Raw genomic sequence first — 17719 nt, 5'->3', positions numbered from 1 at the left:
ATTGAAGATGAAAGGGAATTATCGGTTATTGCTTATCAGCAGCCTGATGCTGGCCAGCTACGCGACTCAGGCTGCCGTCGCGCCGGATCGCACCCGTCTGGTGTTTAAAGGTGACGATCGCGCCATTAGCGTGGACTTAAAAAATGCCAGCGAAAAGCTGCCGTACCTGGCCCAGTCATGGATAGAAGATGAAAAGGGCGAGCGTATCACCTCGCCGCTGGTGGTGGTTCCTCCCGTCCAGCGCATAGAGGCTAACGGCATCGGGCAGGTCAAAATCCAGGGCATGCCGGGATTAAGCGCGCTGCCTCAGGACAAAGAGAGCCTATTCTTCTACAACGTGCGTGAGATCCCGCCAAAAAACGAAAAGCCCAACACGCTGCAAATCGCCTTACAGACGCGCATTAAGCTGTTTTACCGCCCAACATCATTGGCTAACGTCGACCCGCAGAATCCGTGGCAGCACCGCGTAACGCTGGAGAAAGTCGGCGGCCGGTATCAGGTCAACAATCCTACCGGCTACTACGTCATTTTGAGCAACGCCAGCAGCCACAAAGACGGCATAGCGGCGAAGGGGTTTGAACCGATGGTCATCCCGCCGTTGAGTCATCAACTGATGAAGTCTGCGGCGACGGATCTGGGTGCAAACCCGGTGCTGACCTACGTGAACGATTACGGCGCGCGTCTGCCGTTGGTCTTTGACTGCAATGCCAGCGAATGCGCGGTCAACGCCGAGAAGAGTAGAAAATCGTGAGCATTTTTGGCGGCGGAAACACTCTGCGATGCTGCTGTGCCGCTGCGCTGGCGCTGTTTCTTGGTAGCGCACACGGCGTGAGTAAAACGGTCAATATGAAGTTGATTGTGCTGGTGAACGGTGCACCGCCCTGTACGGTAACCGGCGGTACGGTGGCGTTTGGCGATGTACTGGTGAGCGAAGTCGACGGTGTGAACAACGTCAAACCCGTGAACTATTCGCTGAACTGTAGCGGGCGGGCCATCGATTATCTGAAACTGCAAATTCAGGGTACCGCAATGACGGTAAACGGTGAATCGGTGTTAAAGACCAGTGCCGATGGGTTGGGGATTCGCATTCAGCAGGCCAGCGACCAAACGCTGGTACCGATCGGTACTAACAACTGGCTCGGTTTTACCTATAGCTCCACCTCCGGCGTACCGCTTGAGGCGGCACTGGTGAAAGCAAGCGGAACGACGCTCCAGGCGCAGGATTTCAGCGCGGCGGCAACGCTGGTGGTGGATTATCAATGAACAAAATGATTCTGAGTTTGTGGTTTAGCTGCTTCTCGCTGTATGCCGCGGAAAACCTCCAGTTCACCGGCACGTTAATTGAATCGTCGCCCTGCATCATCAACAACGACGAGGTCATCGAAATTGATTTTGCGAAGGTTGCGATCGACAAGATCGACGGCAACAACTTTATTCAGCCGATCCTCTGCAATATCTCTTGTCGCGTCGGTCCTCGGGATAGTGTTCCCACCATGAAAATAACGATGAGCGGGGCGGTAAGCGATTTTAACCCCGCGGGCATTGCGACCGACGTTGATGGTCTGGGGATCGAGATCCGCCAGAACGGTCAGCCGTTGCGGATCGGTGAAGGGTTAGAGGTGAGCGTATTAGCGTTGCCGTTACTCCAGGCCGTCCCGGTCAAGAAAAGCGGTGCGGCCTTGCAGGAAGGCCCATTTGAAGCCTGGGCCACGTTGCTGATGGAGATTCAATAATGATGGCAAGGAGAACGCGTTGTGCGGTGATGCTGTGGCTCGGGATGATGTCTACCGCCGCGGCGGATAATAACATCCATTTTACCGGCCAACTGGTCGCCGATGTTTGTCAGCTAGTGGTGAATGGCAACACGCTGGCGGAAGTGGTTTTTTCGCCGGTAAGCGCGGCGGATCTGACCGTTCGCCGGCAGTCTGCCCATATCCCTTTTACGCTGCAACTGAAAGATTGCAAAACGACGTTAAGCGATGGCGTGAAGGTCAAATTTTCCGGCACCACGGCAAGCGGTATGAACGGGTTTCTGGCACTGGACGCCGCCTCAAATGCTGGCGGTATTGCTATTGGCATTGAAACCGCAGCGGGTACACAGGTGGAGGTTAATAGTGCTACAGGGGCCAAGCTTACCTTAAACAACGGGCTAAACACGCTGAGTTTTAATGCCTGGATTCAGGCGCTGGATGGCGATGTGATTACGCCAGGAACCTTTAGCGCGACGGCGAACGTCGCTTTCGAGTACTTATAATGAGAAAAGCGCTGATTCTGTTTTTAATGCTGATGGTGGTGGGTTGCAGCCAGGTCTTCGCAAAAACGACGGTAAAGGCGACGTTTGAAAGCGTGACGCTCTATTACGCGATCGGCCAGAGTGGTATGAGTAATGTTAAGTTAAATGTAGCGGTGGCGACCCCAAAAGGGATTTCTTACGGTGTCTGGACATTAAGGGGATACGCAGGGTCAACATTACCTCTGGAGTCATGGACTGGGACGCCGGGTACTGCACCCACTATCAAGATTAAAAGTTTTGATAATAAAGCGGACCGTTCCAACTGTCCGAATTTGCCTTCTGACTGGAAAAATTGTGGTTCGTATACGTTGAGCATTACCCTGCAAAGCGACGACTTTGGTTGCCCATGGGTCGCCAGTTTGTACTCCGTCTCTACCGATGCATTGTCAAAAGCGACGTGGCAATCACCGAATGTGCGTAGCACCATTTGTCCTACCGTGCCGGTTGATACCTATGATATTTCCTGGGACCCCAACGTGGTGAAGCATGATACGGTGCTGTCAATTACCTCAACGGGTGGAACGGTTTCCTCAACGCTGAAAACCTACCTGATGAAAAGCGGTTCCCTGTGCGATAAAAGCAAGTTTGACGAACGGGGAGCCTACTGTCGGTTTGTCGGCTCGGGCGTCACGCTGAGCGTGCGGGGGTGTGATAATGCGAATGTGACCACGGTCGCGTCGCCTTACGCGTTGGATAATGTCGCTTTACATGATATCAACGTGTCGGTGAATACCAAAAACATCGGCACGGGAACGGTGAAAGCGACCTGTAGCTTCCAGTATGTGTTGGATCAGCTATAGAAGAGCATAGAGGCTCCCCGGTGGTTGCGGGGAGCCTGAATGGTTTTGCACTTCCAGCTAGTTCATGATCGCGTCAGCCGCTTTACGGCCTTCGGCGATTGCCGTTACCACCAGATCCGAACCACACACGATATCACCACCGGCAAAGATTTTCGGGTTGCTGGTCTGGAAGGCGTTATCGCTGCCTTCAGGCTGAATCATACCCAAGGCCTTGAGAATCAAGCTCAATGCTGTGCTTCCCTGATGTACAAAAGCAGATTTATTATTCATCTGATTCGACTTTCTGCGCAGCCAGTGTCATTTGTGAACGGACGAGTTCATCCGCCAGTAATTTCTCATCAGGTAACTGCATTTTGTACTCGCTGGTAAGGACTTTATGAGGTAAACCGGTTAGAGCATAGTGAGCTTCGCCGGCACCTTTTTCCGCGCACAGGATTAATCCTACGGGCGGATTCTCTCCTGGCATTGTCCAATGCTCCTGGGCGTAATTCAGGTACATGTTCATTTGTCCGGCATCGGCGTAGTTGAATTTGCCAACCTTGAGGTCAACGATGAGCAGGCAGCGTAAGCGGCGGTGGAAGAACAACAGATCAATTCGAAACCAGCTATCGTCAATGCGTAACCGACGCTGACGACTCACAAAGGCAAAGTCATCACCGAGTTCCAGCATAAAATCCATTAGATGGTTTATGAGTGCTTCTTCAAGGTCAGATTCAGAATACTCGTCCTTCAGATCGAGGAATTCAAGAATGAACGGATCGCGTATTGTTTGTTCTGGCGTAACCTCAGCGACGGTGGGGGCGGCCTGCTGCAACATGGCATGTTTGTCGTGGGACAATAATGTTCGTTCGTAAAATTGGGTGGCGATTTGCCTATCTAGCTGCCGTACTGACCAGCCGTTACGTAATGTTTCCTTCTCGTAAAAGGTGCGGGCCTCGGGATTTTTAACCGATAGAAGGCGGACATAGGCTGACCAGGGAAGCGGGAAAATTTTGGCTAGCTGGGTAAGGCGAGAGGATTCACCAGACACTGTCTGCTGAATTTCAATGTGTTGAAAATAAATATAAAAAGCTCGTATTTGTCGTAGATTTCCCGTGGAAAACCCACGCTTGTATCGCTGGTTTAAATCGACGGATAGACGTTCAATCAGTTGAGTTCCGTAAGCCGCTCGCGCTTCACCACCTTGCTCAAATTCGACAATTCGACGGCCAATCTCCCAGTAGGTTGCCGTCATAATGGCGTTGATGCTGCGGACCGTTTCTGTCCGGGCGCTATCTAATAAATGAATAATACCATCATGGACTTGCTGATAATCCTCAGCATGGTGTGTCGAGGTGAGAGTGATCATGTCTTCCCTGGCGTGATAGTTGCGAAATGAAAATATATCGCTATCAATACGCTCGGGGTCTAATGCCGTCAATCCATGCCGATGGCATTACATGAACTTGCATCAGTATTTGTGAATCGCTTTCCAGGACTGGTGCGAATGTGTGAATAAGAAACAGGCCCCCTGAATCAATGTGAATTGATACAGGGGGCCTGGAGAGGTTTTTACACTTCCAGGTAGTTCATGATCCCGTCAGCCGCTTTACGGCCTTCGGCGATTGCCGTTACCACCAGATCCGAACCACGCACGATGTCACCACCGGCGAAGATTTTCGGGTTGCTGGTCTGGAAGGCGTTATCGCTGCCTTCAGGGGCGATGATACGGCCCTGAGAGTCCAGCTCAACGCTGTGTTTCGCCAGCCATTCCATGCTGTGTGGGCGGAAGCCAAATGCCATGACTACGGCATCTGCGGGAATTACGTGCTCGGAACCGGCGACGATCTCCGCACGACGGCGGCCTTTCGCATCCGGTTGGCCCATTTCGGTGCGCGCCATCTTCACGCCGCTCACTTTGCCATTCGCGTTTACTTCAATGCCCAGCGGCTGGATGTTGAACTGGAATTCCACACCTTCTTCACGCGCGTTCTTCACTTCGCGTTTTGAACCCGGCATGTTCTCTTCGTCACGACGATAGGCACAGATAACGTGAGAGGCGTTCTGGCGAATGGAAGTGCGCACGCAGTCCATCGCGGTATCACCGCCGCCCAATACCACCACGCGCTTGCCTTCCATGCTGACATACGGTTCTTCGGTAGTTTCGCCGAAGCCCATAATCTGCTTGGTATTGGCAATCAGGAACGGCAGAGCGTCGAATACGCCGGACGCGTCTTCGTTCTCCAGGCCGCCGCGCATGGACTGATAGGTACCCACGCCCAGGAAGACCGCATCGTAATCCTTCAGCAGGTCGTCTAACTGAACATCACGGCCCACTTCGACGTTGAGTTTGAACTCAATACCCATACCGGTGAAGATTTCACGGCGGCGGGTCATCACCTCTTTTTCCAGCTTGAAGGCCGGGATACCGAAGGTCAGCAGACCGCCGATTTCAGGATGACGGTCAAAGACCACCGCCTTCACACCGTTACGGGTCAGCACGTCTGCGCATGCCAGGCCCGCTGGGCCTGCACCGATGATGGCGACTTTCTTACCGGTTTGCTTCACGCCGGTCAGGTCTGGACGCCAGCCCATCTCGAACGCTTTATCGTTGATATAGCGCTCGATGTTGCCGATGGTCACCGCGCCGAACTCGTCGTTCAGCGTACAGGAACCTTCGCACAGACGATCCTGTGGGCAAACGCGCCCGCAGACTTCTGGCAGGGTGTTGGTCTGGTGCGACAGCTCGGCTGCCTCAAAAATACGCCCTTCGTTGGCGAGCTTCAGCCAGTTCGGGATGTAGTTATGTACCGGACATTTCCACTCGCAGTACGGGTTGCCGCAGGACAGGCAGCGGTCTGCCTGTGCTTTGGCCTGGCCTTCGGAAAACGGCTCGTAGATCTCAATAAACTCGATCTTGCGGATCTTCAGCGGTTTCTTTGGCGGATCAACGCGCTGCAGGTCGATAAATTGATAAACGTTCTGACTCATGATGACCTCTTACTGCGCCTGCACACGCAGCTCAGCTGCGCTACGACTACGGTGACCCAACAGGGCTTTCACATCACTGGACTTCGGCTTAACCAGCGCGAACTTCGCGGAGTAAGACGGCCAGTGCGCCAGGATCTCTTCGCCGCGGGAAGAACCGGTTAACTGCACGTGTTCGGTAATCAGACCGCGTAGGTGCTCTTCGTGAATCGCCAGTGAGTCAACATCCAGCACTTCCACCAGTTCCGGGTTCACGCGTTTGCGGAAATCACCATCTTCATCCAGTACGTAGGCGAAGCCGCCTGTCATACCGGCACCGAAGTTAACGCCCGTTTTGCCCAACACGCAGACGATGCCGCCGGTCATGTATTCACAGCCGTTGTCGCCAATCCCTTCAACTACCGTAATCGCCCCGGAGTTACGCACGCCGAAACGTTCACCCGCACGGCCTGCGGCGTACAGACGACCGCCGGTCGCGCCGTACAGGCAGGTGTTGCCGATGATGCTCGCTTCGTGGCTGCGGAAGGATGAACCCACCGGAGGACGAATCGCCAGCAGACCGCCCGCCATGCCTTTACCGACGTAGTCGTTGGCATCGCCAGTCAGGTACAGCTCAACGCCGCCTGCGTTCCACACGCCGAAGCTCTGACCTGCGGTGCCGCTGAAGTGCGCTTTAATCGGATCCGATGCCAGTCCCTGGTCGCCGTGCGTCTGGGCAATATAGCCAGACAGCGACGCGCCTACGGAACGATCGGTGTTGCGGATGTCGAACCAGAAGGTTTTGCTCTGGCGGTCATCAACAAACGGTTTTGCCTGCTGCAGCAGCTGCGCGTTCAGCACGCCGTTATCAAACGGCGGGTTGTTCTCGGTGCAGTACAGCGCTTTGCCAGGATGTGGCTCAGCGGTTTCCAGCAGACGAGACAGCTCCAGCTTCTGCTGTTTGGCGGTGAAGCCATCCAGCTCTTTGAGCAGGTCGGTGCGGCCAATCAGGTCCACGAGGCGGGTTACGCCCAGTTCAGCCATCAGCTCGCGCACTTCACGGGCGATGAATTCAAAGTAGTTGGTCACTTTGAACGGCAGGCCGTGATAGTGGTTCTTACGCAGTTTGTCATCCTGAGTTGCAACACCGGTTGCGCAGTTGTTCAGGTGGCAAATACGCAGATATTTACAGCCCAGCGCCACCATTGGCCCGGTACCGAAGCCGAAGCTTTCCGCGCCGAGGATCGCTGCTTTAATGATGTCGACGCCGGTTTTCAGGCCGCCGTCCACCTGCAGACGAATCTTGTGACGCAGGCCATTAGCAACCAGCGCTTGCTGTGTTTCGACCAGACCCAGCTCCCACGGGCAGCCCGCATATTTCACGGAGGACAGTGGGCTTGCACCGGTACCGCCGTCGTAGCCGGCGATGGTGATAAGGTCGGCATAAGCTTTTGCTACGCCGGTGGCGATGGTGCCTACGCCGGGTTCGGAAACCAGCTTCACGGATATCATCGCTTTCGGGTTGACCTGTTTCAGGTCGAAAATCAGCTGCGCCAGATCCTCGATAGAGTAAATATCGTGGTGCGGCGGTGGCGAAATCAGCGTCACGCCCGGTACGGAGTAGCGCAGCTTGGCGATGTACGGCGTGACTTTATCACCCGGTAACTGACCGCCTTCGCCTGGCTTCGCGCCCTGGGCAACTTTAATCTGAATCACGTCGGCGTTAACCAGGTACGCAGGCGTCACGCCAAAGCGACCGGAGGCCACCTGCTTGATGCGCGAGACTTTGTTGGTGCCGTAACGCGCCGGGTCTTCGCCGCCTTCGCCGGAGTTTGAGTTGCCGCCGATGCTGTTCATCGCTTCCGCCAACGCTTCGTGTGCTTCCGGGCTCAGCGCGCCGATAGACATTGCGGCGGTGTCGAAACGCTTGAACAGGTCGCTTGCTGGCTCAACGTCGGCCAGGTTGACGGTTTCCCCGTTCGGGGTAATCGCCAGCAGGTCACGCAGCGTTGCTGCAGGACGGTTGTTCACCAGCTCTGCGTATTCTTTATAATCGCTGTACTCGCCACTCTGTACTGCCTGTTGCAGAGTGCGCACCACGTCCGGGTTGTAAGCGTGGTATTCGCCGCCGTGAACGTATTTGAGCAGGCCGCCCTGATCTAGTGGTTTACGCGCCAGCCAGGCACGTTTCGACAGGTTCAGCAGATCCTGCTGGAAGTCGTCGAACGACGCGCCACCGATGCGGCTAACCACGCCCTGGAAGCAGTTGTTGACCACATCGTCGTGCAGGCCAACCGCTTCAAACAGTTTGGAGCAGCGATAGGATGCGATGGTCGAGATGCCCATTTTGGACATGATCTTGTACAGGCCTTTGTTGATGCCGTTACGGTAGTTCAGCATCACCGTGCGGTAGTCTTTCTCAATAGCGTGAGTATCAATCAGACGGCCCAGGGTTTCATAAGCCAGGTACGGATAGATAGCCGTGGCGCCAAAGCCGAGTAGTACCGCAAAGTGGTGCGGGTCGCGGGCGCTGGCGGTTTCAACAATGATGTTGGCATCGCAGCGCAGGCTCTTATCAACCAGACGGGCCTGAATGGCGCCTACCGCCATCGGTGCCGGTACCGGCAGACGATTTTTGGCGATGTTACGGTCAGAGAGCACCAGCAGCACGGTACCGTTACGCACCATCTCTTCGGCTTTGTCGCACAGCGCTTTAACCGTCTCTTCGAGGTTGGTTTCTGTCACATCGAAGGTGATATCAAGCGTGTCGGCGCGGTAGTGCTCCTCTTTCATCGTGGTGAGCTGATTGAAATCGGAGTACAGCAGAATCGGCGATTTGAAGCTCAGGCGGTGTGCCTGGCCTTCCGCTTCGCAGAAGACGTTCATCTCGCGGCCGATGCTGGTCGCCAGTGACATCACGTGCGCTTCACGCAGCGGGTCGATTGGCGGGTTAGTCACCTGCGCAAACTGCTGACGGAAGTAGTCGTATATAATACGCGGCTGGCTGGAGAGCACGGCGAATGGTGTGTCATCACCCATTGAGCCGACCGCTTCCTGGCCGTTTTCACCGAGTACGCGGATAACGGAATCCAGCTCTTCGGCGCTGTAGTTAAACTGTTTCTGGTAGCTGGCGAGGGTATCGTCGTCCAGCTCACGGCTGCCAACGCGATCGTCGGCCAGATCTTCGAACGGCACCAGGCGGCGAACGTTTTTCTCCATCCACTCTTTGTACGGGTGGCGGCTTTTCAGATCGTTGTCGGTTTCAGCAGAGTGCAGAATGCGGCCACTGCGGGTGTCGATAACCATCAGCTCGCCTGGGCCTACGCGGCCTTTTTCAACCACTTCGTCAGGCTGGTAATCCCAGATGCCGACTTCAGAGGCGCAGGTGATGAGCTTGTCTTTAGTGATGACGTAGCGCGCCGGACGCAGGCCGTTACGGTCAAGGTTACAGGCAGCGTAGCGACCGTCAGACATGACGATGCCCGCCGGGCCGTCCCACGGCTCCATGTGCATGGAGTTAAAGTCGAAGAACGAACGCAGATCCGGGTCCATATCCGGGTTGTTCTGCCAGGCCGGTGGTACCAGCAGACGCATGGCACGGATGATGTCCATCCCGCCCGCCAGCAGCAGCTCAAGCATGTTATCCATGGAGCTGGAGTCGGAGCCGGTTTCGTTGACGAATGGCGCGGCGTCGTGCAGATCCGGGATCAGCGGGGTCTGGAACTTATAGGTACGCGCACGCGCCCACTGGCGGTTACCGGTGATGGTGTTGATTTCGCCGTTGTGCGCCAGATAGCGGAACGGCTGAGCCAGCGGCCAGCGTGGTACGGTGTTGGTGGAGAAGCGCTGGTGGAACAGGCAGATGGCTGATTCCAGGCGCAGGTCCGCGAGGTCCAGGTAGAAGCGCGGCAAATCCGCCGGCATACACAGACCTTTATAGATGTTGACCAGGTTCGACAGGCTACAAACGTAGAAGTCTTTATCTTCCTGGAGGCGTTTTTCGATACGGCGACGGGCGATAAACAGACGGCGTTCCATATCGCGTGGGCGCCAGCCCGCAGGGGCGTTAACGAAAATTTGTTCGATGCGAGGCAGAGAGGAGAGGGCGATCTCACCCAGCACGCCTTCATTGGTTGGCACATCGCGCCAGCCGACGATAGACAGGGTTTCACGCTGCAGTTCTTCTTCTACAACACGGCGAGACGCCGCAGCCAGTTCAGGATCCTTATTCAGAAACAGCATCCCAACGGCATAGTTTTTCGCTAAGCGCCAGCCGCGCTCTTCGGCGACGATGCGAAAGAAACGGTCAGGTTTTTGCAGCAGCAGGCCACAACCGTCACCGGTTTTACCGTCGGCGAGAATCGCGCCGCGGTGCTGCATTCGGGCCAGTGCGTGTATCGCGGTACGCACTACCTTGTGGCTAGGTTCGCCTTCTATGTGGGCGATCAGGCCGAAACCACAGTTATCCCTCTCAAGGGATTTATCGTACAACATATCAGTGAACCTCCCCAGGCTCTACGGGACGCCCCCTTAATCGATTGCGCGCAAGGCACAGCAAGAGCATGGCGACGGGGTATGGCAATCATCTGCCTAACCTCGCATTCGCCCTCTTTTATCCTTTTCGCGTAGGTCGCACAAGTTTGAGGACTTGCTTAAGAGGGAATCTCAATTACTGCATAAATATGATGAGCAGACTGCTCATCCAGAAAGCTTCCAGCGGATTCCCAACTTATCGGGAATCGATACATAGGTCAAATGGCAATCTTATTTATACAGAAATGTGCTATAGAGCAATTAACGCAATGATATATAAGAAAAATATGACATTTTAGACTTGCGTTAACCGTGCTGAAAGGGATTAGCGAGTGTGATCTGTCTCACTATCTGAAAGCGCTGTTTTAATCGTCATGCACTGTTTATTCTGCAATAAGTAGCATTTAATGCTGGCATGGAGTGTGGGGGTATAGGATCACTCTGTTTTTCAACGGCAGATAGATTATTGCAAATTAGCCGCTGAACATAAGTAAATATAATCTATATGGGTGTGAATGAAATTGCAGTTATTTTGATTGGTTATGCAATGAGATAAAAGGTCTACATGGCGATTGATCCAGGTCATCGCCGATCGAGACTAAAAGTGGCAGGCTTGGCCCCTTTCTTCAGGCCGGTCTATCAGATTATGCAGTTACAAAAATTAGTCAATATGTTTGGTGGGGATCTTACGCGTCGTTATGGCGAAAAGGTTCATAAACTGACGCTGCATGGTGGATTTAGCTGCCCAAACCGCGATGGCACCATCGGCCGCGGCGGCTGCACGTTCTGTAACGTGGCCTCGTTTGCTGATGAAGAGCAGCAACATAAGTCGATTGCCGAGCAGTTAGCGCATCAGGCGCACCTGGTGAACCGCGCCAAACGCTATCTGGCCTATTTCCAGGCCTATACCAGCACCTTTGCCGAAGTGCAGGTGCTGCGTTCGATGTACCAGCAGGCTATCAGCCAGGCCAATATCGTTGGGCTATGCGTGGGGACGCGTCCGGATTGCGTGCCGGAGGCGGTGCTCGACCTGTTGAGTGAGTACCACGAGCAGGGCTATGAAGTGTGGCTGGAGCTTGGTCTGCAAACGGCGCACGATAAAACGCTGCATCGTATTAACCGTGGTCATGATTTTGCCTGTTACCAGAACACCACTCGTCTGGCGCGTGAGCGCGGGCTGAAGGTATGCAGCCACCTGATTGTCGGTCTGCCTGGCGAAGGGCAGAGCGAATGCCTGGAGACGCTGCAGCAGGTAGTTGAAACGGGCGTTGATGGGATTAAGCTGCACCCGCTGCATATCGTCACCGGCAGCATCATGGCGAAAGCCTGGGAAGCCGGACGCCTGAACGGGATTGCGCTGGACGACTATACGGTCACCGCGGGCGAGATGATTCGCCATACGCCGCCGGAGGTGATTTATCATCGCATTTCCGCCAGCGCCCGCCGACCGACGCTGCTGGCTCCACTGTGGTGTGAGAACCGCTGGACCGGGATGGTCGAGCTGGATAAATACCTGAACGAGCACGGTGTGCAGGGCTCGGCGCTGGGCACTCCGTGGGTGCAGCCGTAGGCATCTGCCGGATGGCGGCTCCGCTCTATCCGGCCTACCACAGCAGTGTAGCCCGGCCAAGCGAAGCGCCGCCGGGAATGGCTCAGTGCTCCAATTAGCAGATAATCCCCGCATTTTTCGCACAACCTACCGCGCCACGCTCAGAATTGGGTATTATTGAACGACGTTGTCGTTAAGGAATCCCTTATGAAGCAAATCCGTATGCTGGCGCAGTATTACGTCGACCTGATGATGAAGCTGGGTCTGGTACGTTTCTCCATGCTGTTGGCGCTGGCGCTGGTGGTGTTGGCCATTGTGGTACAAATGGCGGTAACCATGGTGCTGCACGGCCAGGTTGAAAGCATTGATGTTATCCGTTCTATCTTTTTCGGTTTGCTGATTACGCCCTGGGCGGTCTACTTCCTTTCGGTGGTGGTTGAACAGCTGGAAGAATCCCGACAACGTCTCTCCCGACTGGTGGAGAAGCTTGAAGAGATGCGCGAGCGCGACCTCAAGCTGAACGTCCAGCTCAAAGACAATATTTCGCAGCTCAACCAGGAAATTAGCGATCGCGAAAAAGCCGAGGCCGAGCGCCTTGCGACGCTAGAGCAGTTGCGTATTGAGGTACAGGAGCGTGAAGAAACGCAGATCCGCCTCGAGCAACAGTCCTCCTTCCTGCGCTCTTTCCTCGATGCCTCACCGGATTTGGTTTTCTACCGCAATGAAGATAAAGAGTTCTCCGGCTGTAACCGGGCGATGGAACTGCTGACCGGCAAAAGCGAGAAGCAGCTGATTCACCTGCACCCTGAAGAGGTTTATAGCCCGGAGGCGGCCGCTAAAGTCATTGAAACCGATGAAAAAGTCTTCCGCCACAACGTGTCGCTCACCTACGAGCAGTGGCTTGACTATCCCGATGGGCGCAAAGCCTGCTTCGAGATTCGTAAAGTGCCGTATTACGACCGCGTGGGTAAACGCCACGGCCTGATGGGCTTTGGCCGCGATATTACCGAGCGTAAGCGCTATCAGGATGCGCTTGAGCGCGCCAGCCGCGACAAGACTACCTTTATTTCTACCATCAGCCATGAGCTGCGTACGCCGCTGAATGGCATCGTCGGCTTGAGTCGTATTTTGCTCGACACCAACCTGACGGCTGAACAGGAAAAATATCTGAAAACCATTCATGTCTCGGCGGTCACGCTGGGTAATATCTTCAACGATATTATTGACATGGACAAAATGGAACGTCGTAAAGTCCAGTTGGATAACCAGCCGGTCGATTTCACGGGCTTCCTGGCCGACCTGGAAAACCTCTCAGGACTACAGGCGCAGCAAAAGGGTCTACGCTTCGTGATGGAGCCCGCGCTGCCGCTGCCGCATAAGGTGATTACCGACGGTACCCGTCTGCGCCAGATTCTGTGGAACCTTATCAGCAACGCCGTGAAGTTTACCCAGCAGGGCAGCGTGACGGTGCGCGTACGCTATGACGCTGGCGATATGCTCCACTTTGAAGTCGAAGACTCCGGTATCGGGATCCCGCAGGAAGAGCAGGATAAAATCTTCGCCATGTATTACCAGGTTAAAGATAGCCAGGGCGGTAAGCCCGCCACCGGAACCGGTATTGGCCTGGCGGTTTCCCGCCGTCTGGCGAAAAGCATGGGCGGCGATATTGAAGTCTCAAGCCAGGCCGGGCATGGCGCCATCTTCACATTGACGGTCCATGCGCCAGCCGTGGCGGAAGAAGTTGAAGACGCCTTTGAAGACGATGAAATGCCGCTGCCAGCGCTGCACGTCCTGCTGGTGGAAGACATTGAACTGAACGTGATTGTCGCACGTTCGGTGCTGGAGAAGCTGGGCAACAGCGTGGATGTCGCCATGACCGGCAAAGATGCGCTGGAAATGTTTACGCCGGGCGAATATGACCTGGTGCTGCTGGATATCCAACTGCCGGATATGACCGGGCTGGATATCTCCCGCGAACTGACGCGTAAATACCACGCCGATGACCTGCCGCCGCTGGTGGCGCTGACGGCAAACGTGCTGAAAGATAAGAAAGAGTATCTGGAAGCCGGTATGGACGATGTGCTGAGCAAACCGCTCTCAGTACCGGCCCTGACCGCGATGATCAAGAAGTTCTGGGATACCGTTGAAGACGAAGAGGAGAGTGCCGTGACCCCTGTAGAAAGCAGCAAATCGCAGCAGTTACTGGATATTCCAATGCTGGAACAGTACATCGAGCTGGTTGGGCCGAAGCTGATTACCGACGGTCTGGCGGTCTTCGAGAAGATGATGCCGGGCTACCTTGCGGTACTGGAATCTAACCTGACCGCCCGCGACCAGAAAGGCATCGTTGAAGAAGGTCATAAGATTAAAGGCGCGGCGGGTTCCGTCGGCCTGCGTCACCTGCAACAGCTGGGGCAGCAGATCCAGTCTCCCGATCTTCCGGCCTGGTGGGATAACGTTGGTGAATGGGTTGAGGAAATGAAATCCGAGTGGCAGCAGGATGTTGCGGTATTAAAAGCCTGGGTGGCGAACGCTGATAAAAAATGACCCCGGCTAGACCGGGGTGCGCGAATACTGCGCCAACACCAGGGAACTGGTGGCTGCGTCAGATGATTAGCTTGTTTTTTTATTGATGACACAACCTGAAATACGATTGCACGCTCAATAAGATAGCAAAACTTAAAATGTTTGTTACGTGAATCAGTAAAATGTGTGAAGCATAACGACTTAATCAGAAATATTAATCAGCGTCAGAGAGTTAGCGTGAAGAAAATAGCTTTTAGGAAAGTCGCGAGGCTAAAACAGCTGTTCTGGCGACTGCTGCTGCTGCTGGCGCTTTTCTGGGGCGGCGGCATTGCGGTGTTCAGTTTTTTGCCGGTTCCATTCTCCGCGGTGATGATTGAGCGTCAGCTTGGCGCCTGGATGACGGGCGATTTTGGCTATGTGGCGCACTCTGATTGGGTCAGCATGGATGCTATATCGCCGTATATGGGGTTGGCGGTGATCGCCGCTGAAGACCAAAAATTCCCGGACCATTGGGGTTTTGACGTCTCGGCGATAGAGAAAGCGCTGGCGCATAACGAGCGCAATGAAAACCGTATCCGCGGTGCTTCCACGCTGTCGCAGCAAACGGCGAAGAACCTGTTTTTGTGGGATGGGCGTAGCTGGGTGCGTAAAGGATTGGAAGCGGGCCTGACGCTGGGCATGGAGACGGTGTGGAGTAAGAAGCGCATTCTGACCGTCTACCTGAATATTGCCGAATTTGGTGACGGTATTTTTGGCGTCGAAGCCGCGTCTCAGCGCTATTTTCACAAACCCGCGAGCAGGTTGACGATGGCCGAAGCCGCGCTGCTGGCCGCCGTGTTGCCGAACCCAATCCGTTTTAAGGCCAACGCGCCGTCAGGGTATGTACGCACTCGTCAGGCATGGATTTTACGCCAGATGCGTCAGCTGGGCGGGGAAGGGTTTATGCGGGAGAATAAGCTGTATTAACTGCAGGTTGTGGTGAATTTTGTAGGCCTGATAAGCGTAGCGCCATCAGGCATTGTGCGGTACCGCTGTATTGCCGGATGGCGGCGTAAACACCTTATCCGGCCTACGAGACTAGTCTTCGTCGAACCCGGCGTTAAACAGGGCAATCACCGCGGCCAGCGCTTCTTCTTCCTGCGGCCCGGTGGCTTCGACCTCAATCTGGCGACCTTTGGCGGAGTCCAGCATCAGCAGCGCAATCACGCTATTTGCCTCCGCTTCGGTCCCTTCATCGTTACGCAGCAGAACTTCTGCGTCGAAATGTTGCATCAGCTCAAACAACTTCATCGCCGGGCGAGCGTGCATGCCCAGCTTGTTGGTTATCTCAACGGTCTGCTTTACGGTCATGATTTGCGTTTTTCCAGCGTCCGGTGACGAGACTGCACGTTCTTACCGCGTGAGCGGAAGTAGTCAGCCAACTGTTCGGCAACGTAGACCGAACGGTGTTTACCGCCAGTACAACCGATAGCAACCGTCAGATAGCTACGGTTGTTGGTTTCCAGCATAGGTAACCATAGCTCAAGATAGCTGCGCGTTTGATAGATAAAATTGTGAACTTCCGTGTGCCGGTCGAGGAACGCGGCTACCGGTTTATCGAGGCCGGTCATCGGGCGCAGCTTAGGGTCCCAGTGCGGGTTTGGCAGGAAGCGTACGTCGAACACGTAATCGGCATCGATCGGGATGCCGTGCTTGAAGCCAAAGGACTCAAACACCATTGTCAGCTCGCGCTCGCGTTTACCCAGCAGGCGAGTACGCAGCATCTCTGCCAGTTCATGAACTGACATTTCGGAGGTGTCGACGATAAGGTCGGCGCGAGAGCGCAGCGGTTCCAGCAGGTTACTCTCTTCATCAATGGCGCTTTCCAGCGACAGATTCTTACTGGAGAGTGGGTGCAGGCGGCGGGTATCGCTGTAGCGGCGAATCAGGGTGTTGCGATCGGCATCAAGGAATAACAGCTGCGGGGAGAAGTTATCCGGCAGGTTTTCCATTGCCCGCTCAAAGATTTCCGGCGATTCAGGCATGTTACGCACGTCAATGCTGACGGCGGCGGATATTTCGCGGTCGGCAAGCGTTTTTGCCAGCTCTGGCAGCAGCACGACCGGCAGGTTATCGACGCAGTAAAAGCCCATATCTTCCAGCGCGCGCAGGGCGACCGATTTTCCGGAGCCTGAGCGGCCGCTGACGATCATCAGTACCATGTACCGTTTCTCCTCAGTACGACGTGATGTCCATTACGCATCATCGTGGGTTTCCGTATCGGTGATGATTTGATACAGCTCTTCGTCGCTCTGTGCGGCACGCAGACGACGGCAAATGGTTTTATCCGCCAGACGTTTTGCCACCAGAGAAAGCGTATGCAGGTGGGTTTTGGTCTGGTCTGCCGGCACCAGGAGCGCAAAGAGTAAATCGACAGGCTGATTGTCGATAGCATCAAAGGCGATCGGGGTTTCCAGCTGCACAAATACACCAACCGCGCGCAGCGTATCTTCTTCCAGCTTGCCGTGAGGAATAGCGATACCGTTACCAATACCGGTACTGCCCATCTTCTCGCGGGTCAAAATCGCCTCAAAGACCACCTGCGGAGGCAGGCTCAGCTGTTTTGCCGCCAGCTCGCTGATGATTTCCAGCGCGCGTTTTTTACTCTGACAGTGCACAGCACTGCGGGTACATTCCTGGTTAAGGACATTGCTCAGTTGAAGAGCCGAATCGTTATTTGTCATAATTTCACCTAAGCATCGCCCGGTATGCGGGCATATCGGGCGACTGCTCGGACAATCAATGTTGTTTTAGTTTATCTTTATGCTTGTTTAACTGTCTCGCCAGTTTATCAATCAAACTGTCGATGGCGGCGTACATATCCTGCCCTTCCGCGCTGGCATGAAGTTCGCCCCCGTTAACGTGCAATGTGGCGTCCGAGATGTGCGTCAATTTCTCCACCTTTAACACAATGTAGACCTGATTGATCCTCTCGAAATACTGTTCGAGCTTAGCGAATTTCGCATTCACAAATTCGCGCATCGCATCGGTAATTTCGACGTTGTGTCCAGTGATGTTGAGCTGCATAGTGTC

At 54.7% G+C, this 17719-nt stretch carries 15 protein-coding genes and 1 pseudogene; 8 read left to right on the top strand and 8 right to left on the bottom strand.

Going from position 1 to position 17719, the window contains the following annotated elements; genetic code table 11:
• Positions 1 to 7 precede the first annotated feature (7 nt).
• The 5 genes from ACH1XZ_RS13850 (at position 8) to ACH1XZ_RS13830 (ending at position 3093) form a co-directional block, all read left to right on the top strand.
• Positions 8 to 751 (top strand): fimbria/pilus periplasmic chaperone, encoded by a 744-nt coding sequence (locus ACH1XZ_RS13850; RefSeq protein WP_395596015.1) that lies wholly within the window; start codon positions 8 to 10, stop codon positions 749 to 751.
• Between the two features lie 95 nt (positions 752 to 846).
• Positions 847 to 1263, top strand: coding sequence for a fimbrial protein (locus ACH1XZ_RS13845; protein WP_395596060.1), 417 nt, complete (start codon positions 847 to 849; stop codon positions 1261 to 1263).
• Positions 1260 to 1733, top strand: coding sequence for a fimbrial protein (locus tag ACH1XZ_RS13840; RefSeq protein WP_336285551.1), 474 nt, complete (start codon positions 1260 to 1262; stop codon positions 1731 to 1733). Before ACH1XZ_RS13845 ends, ACH1XZ_RS13840 begins: the two co-directional genes overlap by 4 nt.
• Positions 1733 to 2254 carry a fimbrial protein gene (locus ACH1XZ_RS13835; RefSeq protein ID WP_395596014.1) on the top strand — a complete coding sequence of 174 codons (522 nt, stop codon included), beginning with the start codon at positions 1733 to 1735 and terminating at the stop codon, positions 2252 to 2254. The genes ACH1XZ_RS13840 and ACH1XZ_RS13835 overlap by 1 nt, the downstream gene beginning before the upstream one ends.
• Positions 2254 to 3093 carry a StfH/YfcO family fimbrial adhesin gene (locus tag ACH1XZ_RS13830; RefSeq protein WP_395596013.1) on the top strand — a complete coding sequence of 280 codons (840 nt, stop codon included), beginning with the start codon at positions 2254 to 2256 and terminating at the stop codon, positions 3091 to 3093. The genes ACH1XZ_RS13835 and ACH1XZ_RS13830 overlap by 1 nt, the downstream gene beginning before the upstream one ends.
• A 57-nt stretch (positions 3094 to 3150) precedes the next feature.
• Here the strand turns inward: ACH1XZ_RS13830 and ACH1XZ_RS13825 are convergent.
• The 4 genes and pseudogenes from ACH1XZ_RS13825 to gltB form a co-directional block, all read right to left on the bottom strand.
• Positions 3151 to 3331, bottom strand: a pseudogene (locus ACH1XZ_RS13825) (hypothetical protein); the annotation flags it as partial.
• Between the two features lie 24 nt (positions 3332 to 3355).
• On the bottom strand, positions 3356 to 4441 hold the full coding sequence (locus ACH1XZ_RS13820; protein ID WP_395596012.1) for a PDDEXK nuclease domain-containing protein: 1086 nt from the start codon (positions 4439 to 4441) through the stop codon (positions 3356 to 3358).
• A gap of 203 nt (positions 4442 to 4644) precedes the next feature.
• Positions 4645 to 6063, bottom strand: coding sequence for a glutamate synthase subunit GltD (gltD, locus tag ACH1XZ_RS13815; protein WP_395596011.1), 1419 nt, complete (start codon positions 6061 to 6063; stop codon positions 4645 to 4647).
• Between the two features lie 9 nt (positions 6064 to 6072).
• Positions 6073 to 10533: a glutamate synthase large subunit gene (gene gltB, locus ACH1XZ_RS13810; RefSeq protein ID WP_395596010.1), complete on the bottom strand. Its 4461-nt coding sequence runs from the start codon at positions 10531 to 10533 to the stop codon at positions 6073 to 6075.
• 685 nt (positions 10534 to 11218) lie between these two features.
• Here gltB and ACH1XZ_RS13805 point away from each other — a divergent pair.
• The 3 genes from ACH1XZ_RS13805 (at position 11219) to mtgA (ending at position 15613) form a co-directional block, all read left to right on the top strand.
• Positions 11219 to 12142 carry a TIGR01212 family radical SAM protein gene (locus tag ACH1XZ_RS13805; RefSeq protein ID WP_395596009.1) on the top strand — a complete coding sequence of 308 codons (924 nt, stop codon included), beginning with the start codon at positions 11219 to 11221 and terminating at the stop codon, positions 12140 to 12142.
• 186 nt (positions 12143 to 12328) lie between these two features.
• On the top strand, positions 12329 to 14668 hold the full coding sequence (gene arcB / locus ACH1XZ_RS13800) for an aerobic respiration two-component sensor histidine kinase ArcB (protein WP_395596008.1): 2340 nt from the start codon (positions 12329 to 12331) through the stop codon (positions 14666 to 14668).
• Positions 14669 to 14893: 225 nt separating this feature from the next.
• Positions 14894 to 15613: a monofunctional biosynthetic peptidoglycan transglycosylase gene (gene mtgA / locus ACH1XZ_RS13795; protein ID WP_395596059.1), complete on the top strand. Its 720-nt coding sequence runs from the start codon at positions 14894 to 14896 to the stop codon at positions 15611 to 15613.
• A 111-nt stretch (positions 15614 to 15724) separates the two neighbouring features.
• On the opposite strand, the gene npr is transcribed toward mtgA, so the two are convergent.
• Genes npr through hpf form a run of 4 tightly spaced genes read right to left on the bottom strand, consistent with a single transcriptional unit; the run spans position 15725 to position 17713 of the window.
• Positions 15725 to 15997: a PTS phosphocarrier protein NPr gene (gene npr, locus ACH1XZ_RS13790; protein WP_035891174.1), complete on the bottom strand. Its 273-nt coding sequence runs from the start codon at positions 15995 to 15997 to the stop codon at positions 15725 to 15727.
• Positions 15994 to 16848 (bottom strand): RNase adapter RapZ, encoded by an 855-nt coding sequence (rapZ, locus tag ACH1XZ_RS13785; RefSeq protein ID WP_035891172.1) that lies wholly within the window; start codon positions 16846 to 16848, stop codon positions 15994 to 15996. Before rapZ ends, npr begins: the two co-directional genes overlap by 4 nt.
• 33 nt (positions 16849 to 16881) lie before the next feature.
• Positions 16882 to 17370 carry a PTS IIA-like nitrogen regulatory protein PtsN gene (gene ptsN / locus ACH1XZ_RS13780; protein WP_035891171.1) on the bottom strand — a complete coding sequence of 163 codons (489 nt, stop codon included), beginning with the start codon at positions 17368 to 17370 and terminating at the stop codon, positions 16882 to 16884.
• Between the two features lie 55 nt (positions 17371 to 17425).
• On the bottom strand, positions 17426 to 17713 hold the full coding sequence (hpf, locus tag ACH1XZ_RS13775) for a ribosome hibernation promoting factor (RefSeq protein WP_395596007.1): 288 nt from the start codon (positions 17711 to 17713) through the stop codon (positions 17426 to 17428).
• Positions 17714 to 17719: the final 6 nt, after the last annotated feature.

The sequence above is a fragment of the Kluyvera chengduensis genome (assembly GCF_044197065.1).
Classification (GTDB): Bacteria; Pseudomonadota; Gammaproteobacteria; order Enterobacterales; family Enterobacteriaceae; genus Kluyvera; species Kluyvera ascorbata_C.
The sequence above is the reverse complement of the archived record's forward strand: the minus strand, read 5'-3'. Positions and strand labels throughout refer to the sequence as shown.

What these genes read in the sequence shown, in the direction of transcription:
- ACH1XZ_RS13835 (WP_395596014.1), top strand. Translation starts at nt 1,733, where the DNA reads ATGATGGCAAGGAGAACGCGTTGTGCGGTGATGCTGTGGCTCGGGATG.
- gltB (WP_395596010.1), bottom strand. Translation starts at nt 10,533, where the DNA reads ATGTTGTACGATAAATCCCTTGAGAGGGATAACTGTGGTTTCGGCCTG.
- ACH1XZ_RS13845 (WP_395596060.1), top strand. Translation starts at nt 847, where the DNA reads ATGAAGTTGATTGTGCTGGTGAACGGTGCACCGCCCTGTACGGTAACC.
- ACH1XZ_RS13820 (WP_395596012.1), bottom strand. Translation starts at nt 4,441, where the DNA reads ATGATCACTCTCACCTCGACACACCATGCTGAGGATTATCAGCAAGTC.
- ACH1XZ_RS13850 (WP_395596015.1), top strand. Translation starts at nt 8, where the DNA reads ATGAAAGGGAATTATCGGTTATTGCTTATCAGCAGCCTGATGCTGGCC.
- ptsN (WP_035891171.1), bottom strand. Translation starts at nt 17,370, where the DNA reads ATGACAAATAACGATTCGGCTCTTCAACTGAGCAATGTCCTTAACCAG.
- ACH1XZ_RS13840 (WP_336285551.1), top strand. Translation starts at nt 1,260, where the DNA reads ATGAACAAAATGATTCTGAGTTTGTGGTTTAGCTGCTTCTCGCTGTAT.
- gltD (WP_395596011.1), bottom strand. Translation starts at nt 6,063, where the DNA reads ATGAGTCAGAACGTTTATCAATTTATCGACCTGCAGCGCGTTGATCCG.
- ACH1XZ_RS13830 (WP_395596013.1), top strand. Translation starts at nt 2,254, where the DNA reads ATGAGAAAAGCGCTGATTCTGTTTTTAATGCTGATGGTGGTGGGTTGC.
- ACH1XZ_RS13805 (WP_395596009.1), top strand. Translation starts at nt 11,219, where the DNA reads ATGCAGTTACAAAAATTAGTCAATATGTTTGGTGGGGATCTTACGCGT.
- arcB (WP_395596008.1), top strand. Translation starts at nt 12,329, where the DNA reads ATGAAGCAAATCCGTATGCTGGCGCAGTATTACGTCGACCTGATGATG.
- hpf (WP_395596007.1), bottom strand. Translation starts at nt 17,713, where the DNA reads ATGCAGCTCAACATCACTGGACACAACGTCGAAATTACCGATGCGATG.
- npr (WP_035891174.1), bottom strand. Translation starts at nt 15,997, where the DNA reads ATGACCGTAAAGCAGACCGTTGAGATAACCAACAAGCTGGGCATGCAC.
- rapZ (WP_035891172.1), bottom strand. Translation starts at nt 16,848, where the DNA reads ATGGTACTGATGATCGTCAGCGGCCGCTCAGGCTCCGGAAAATCGGTC.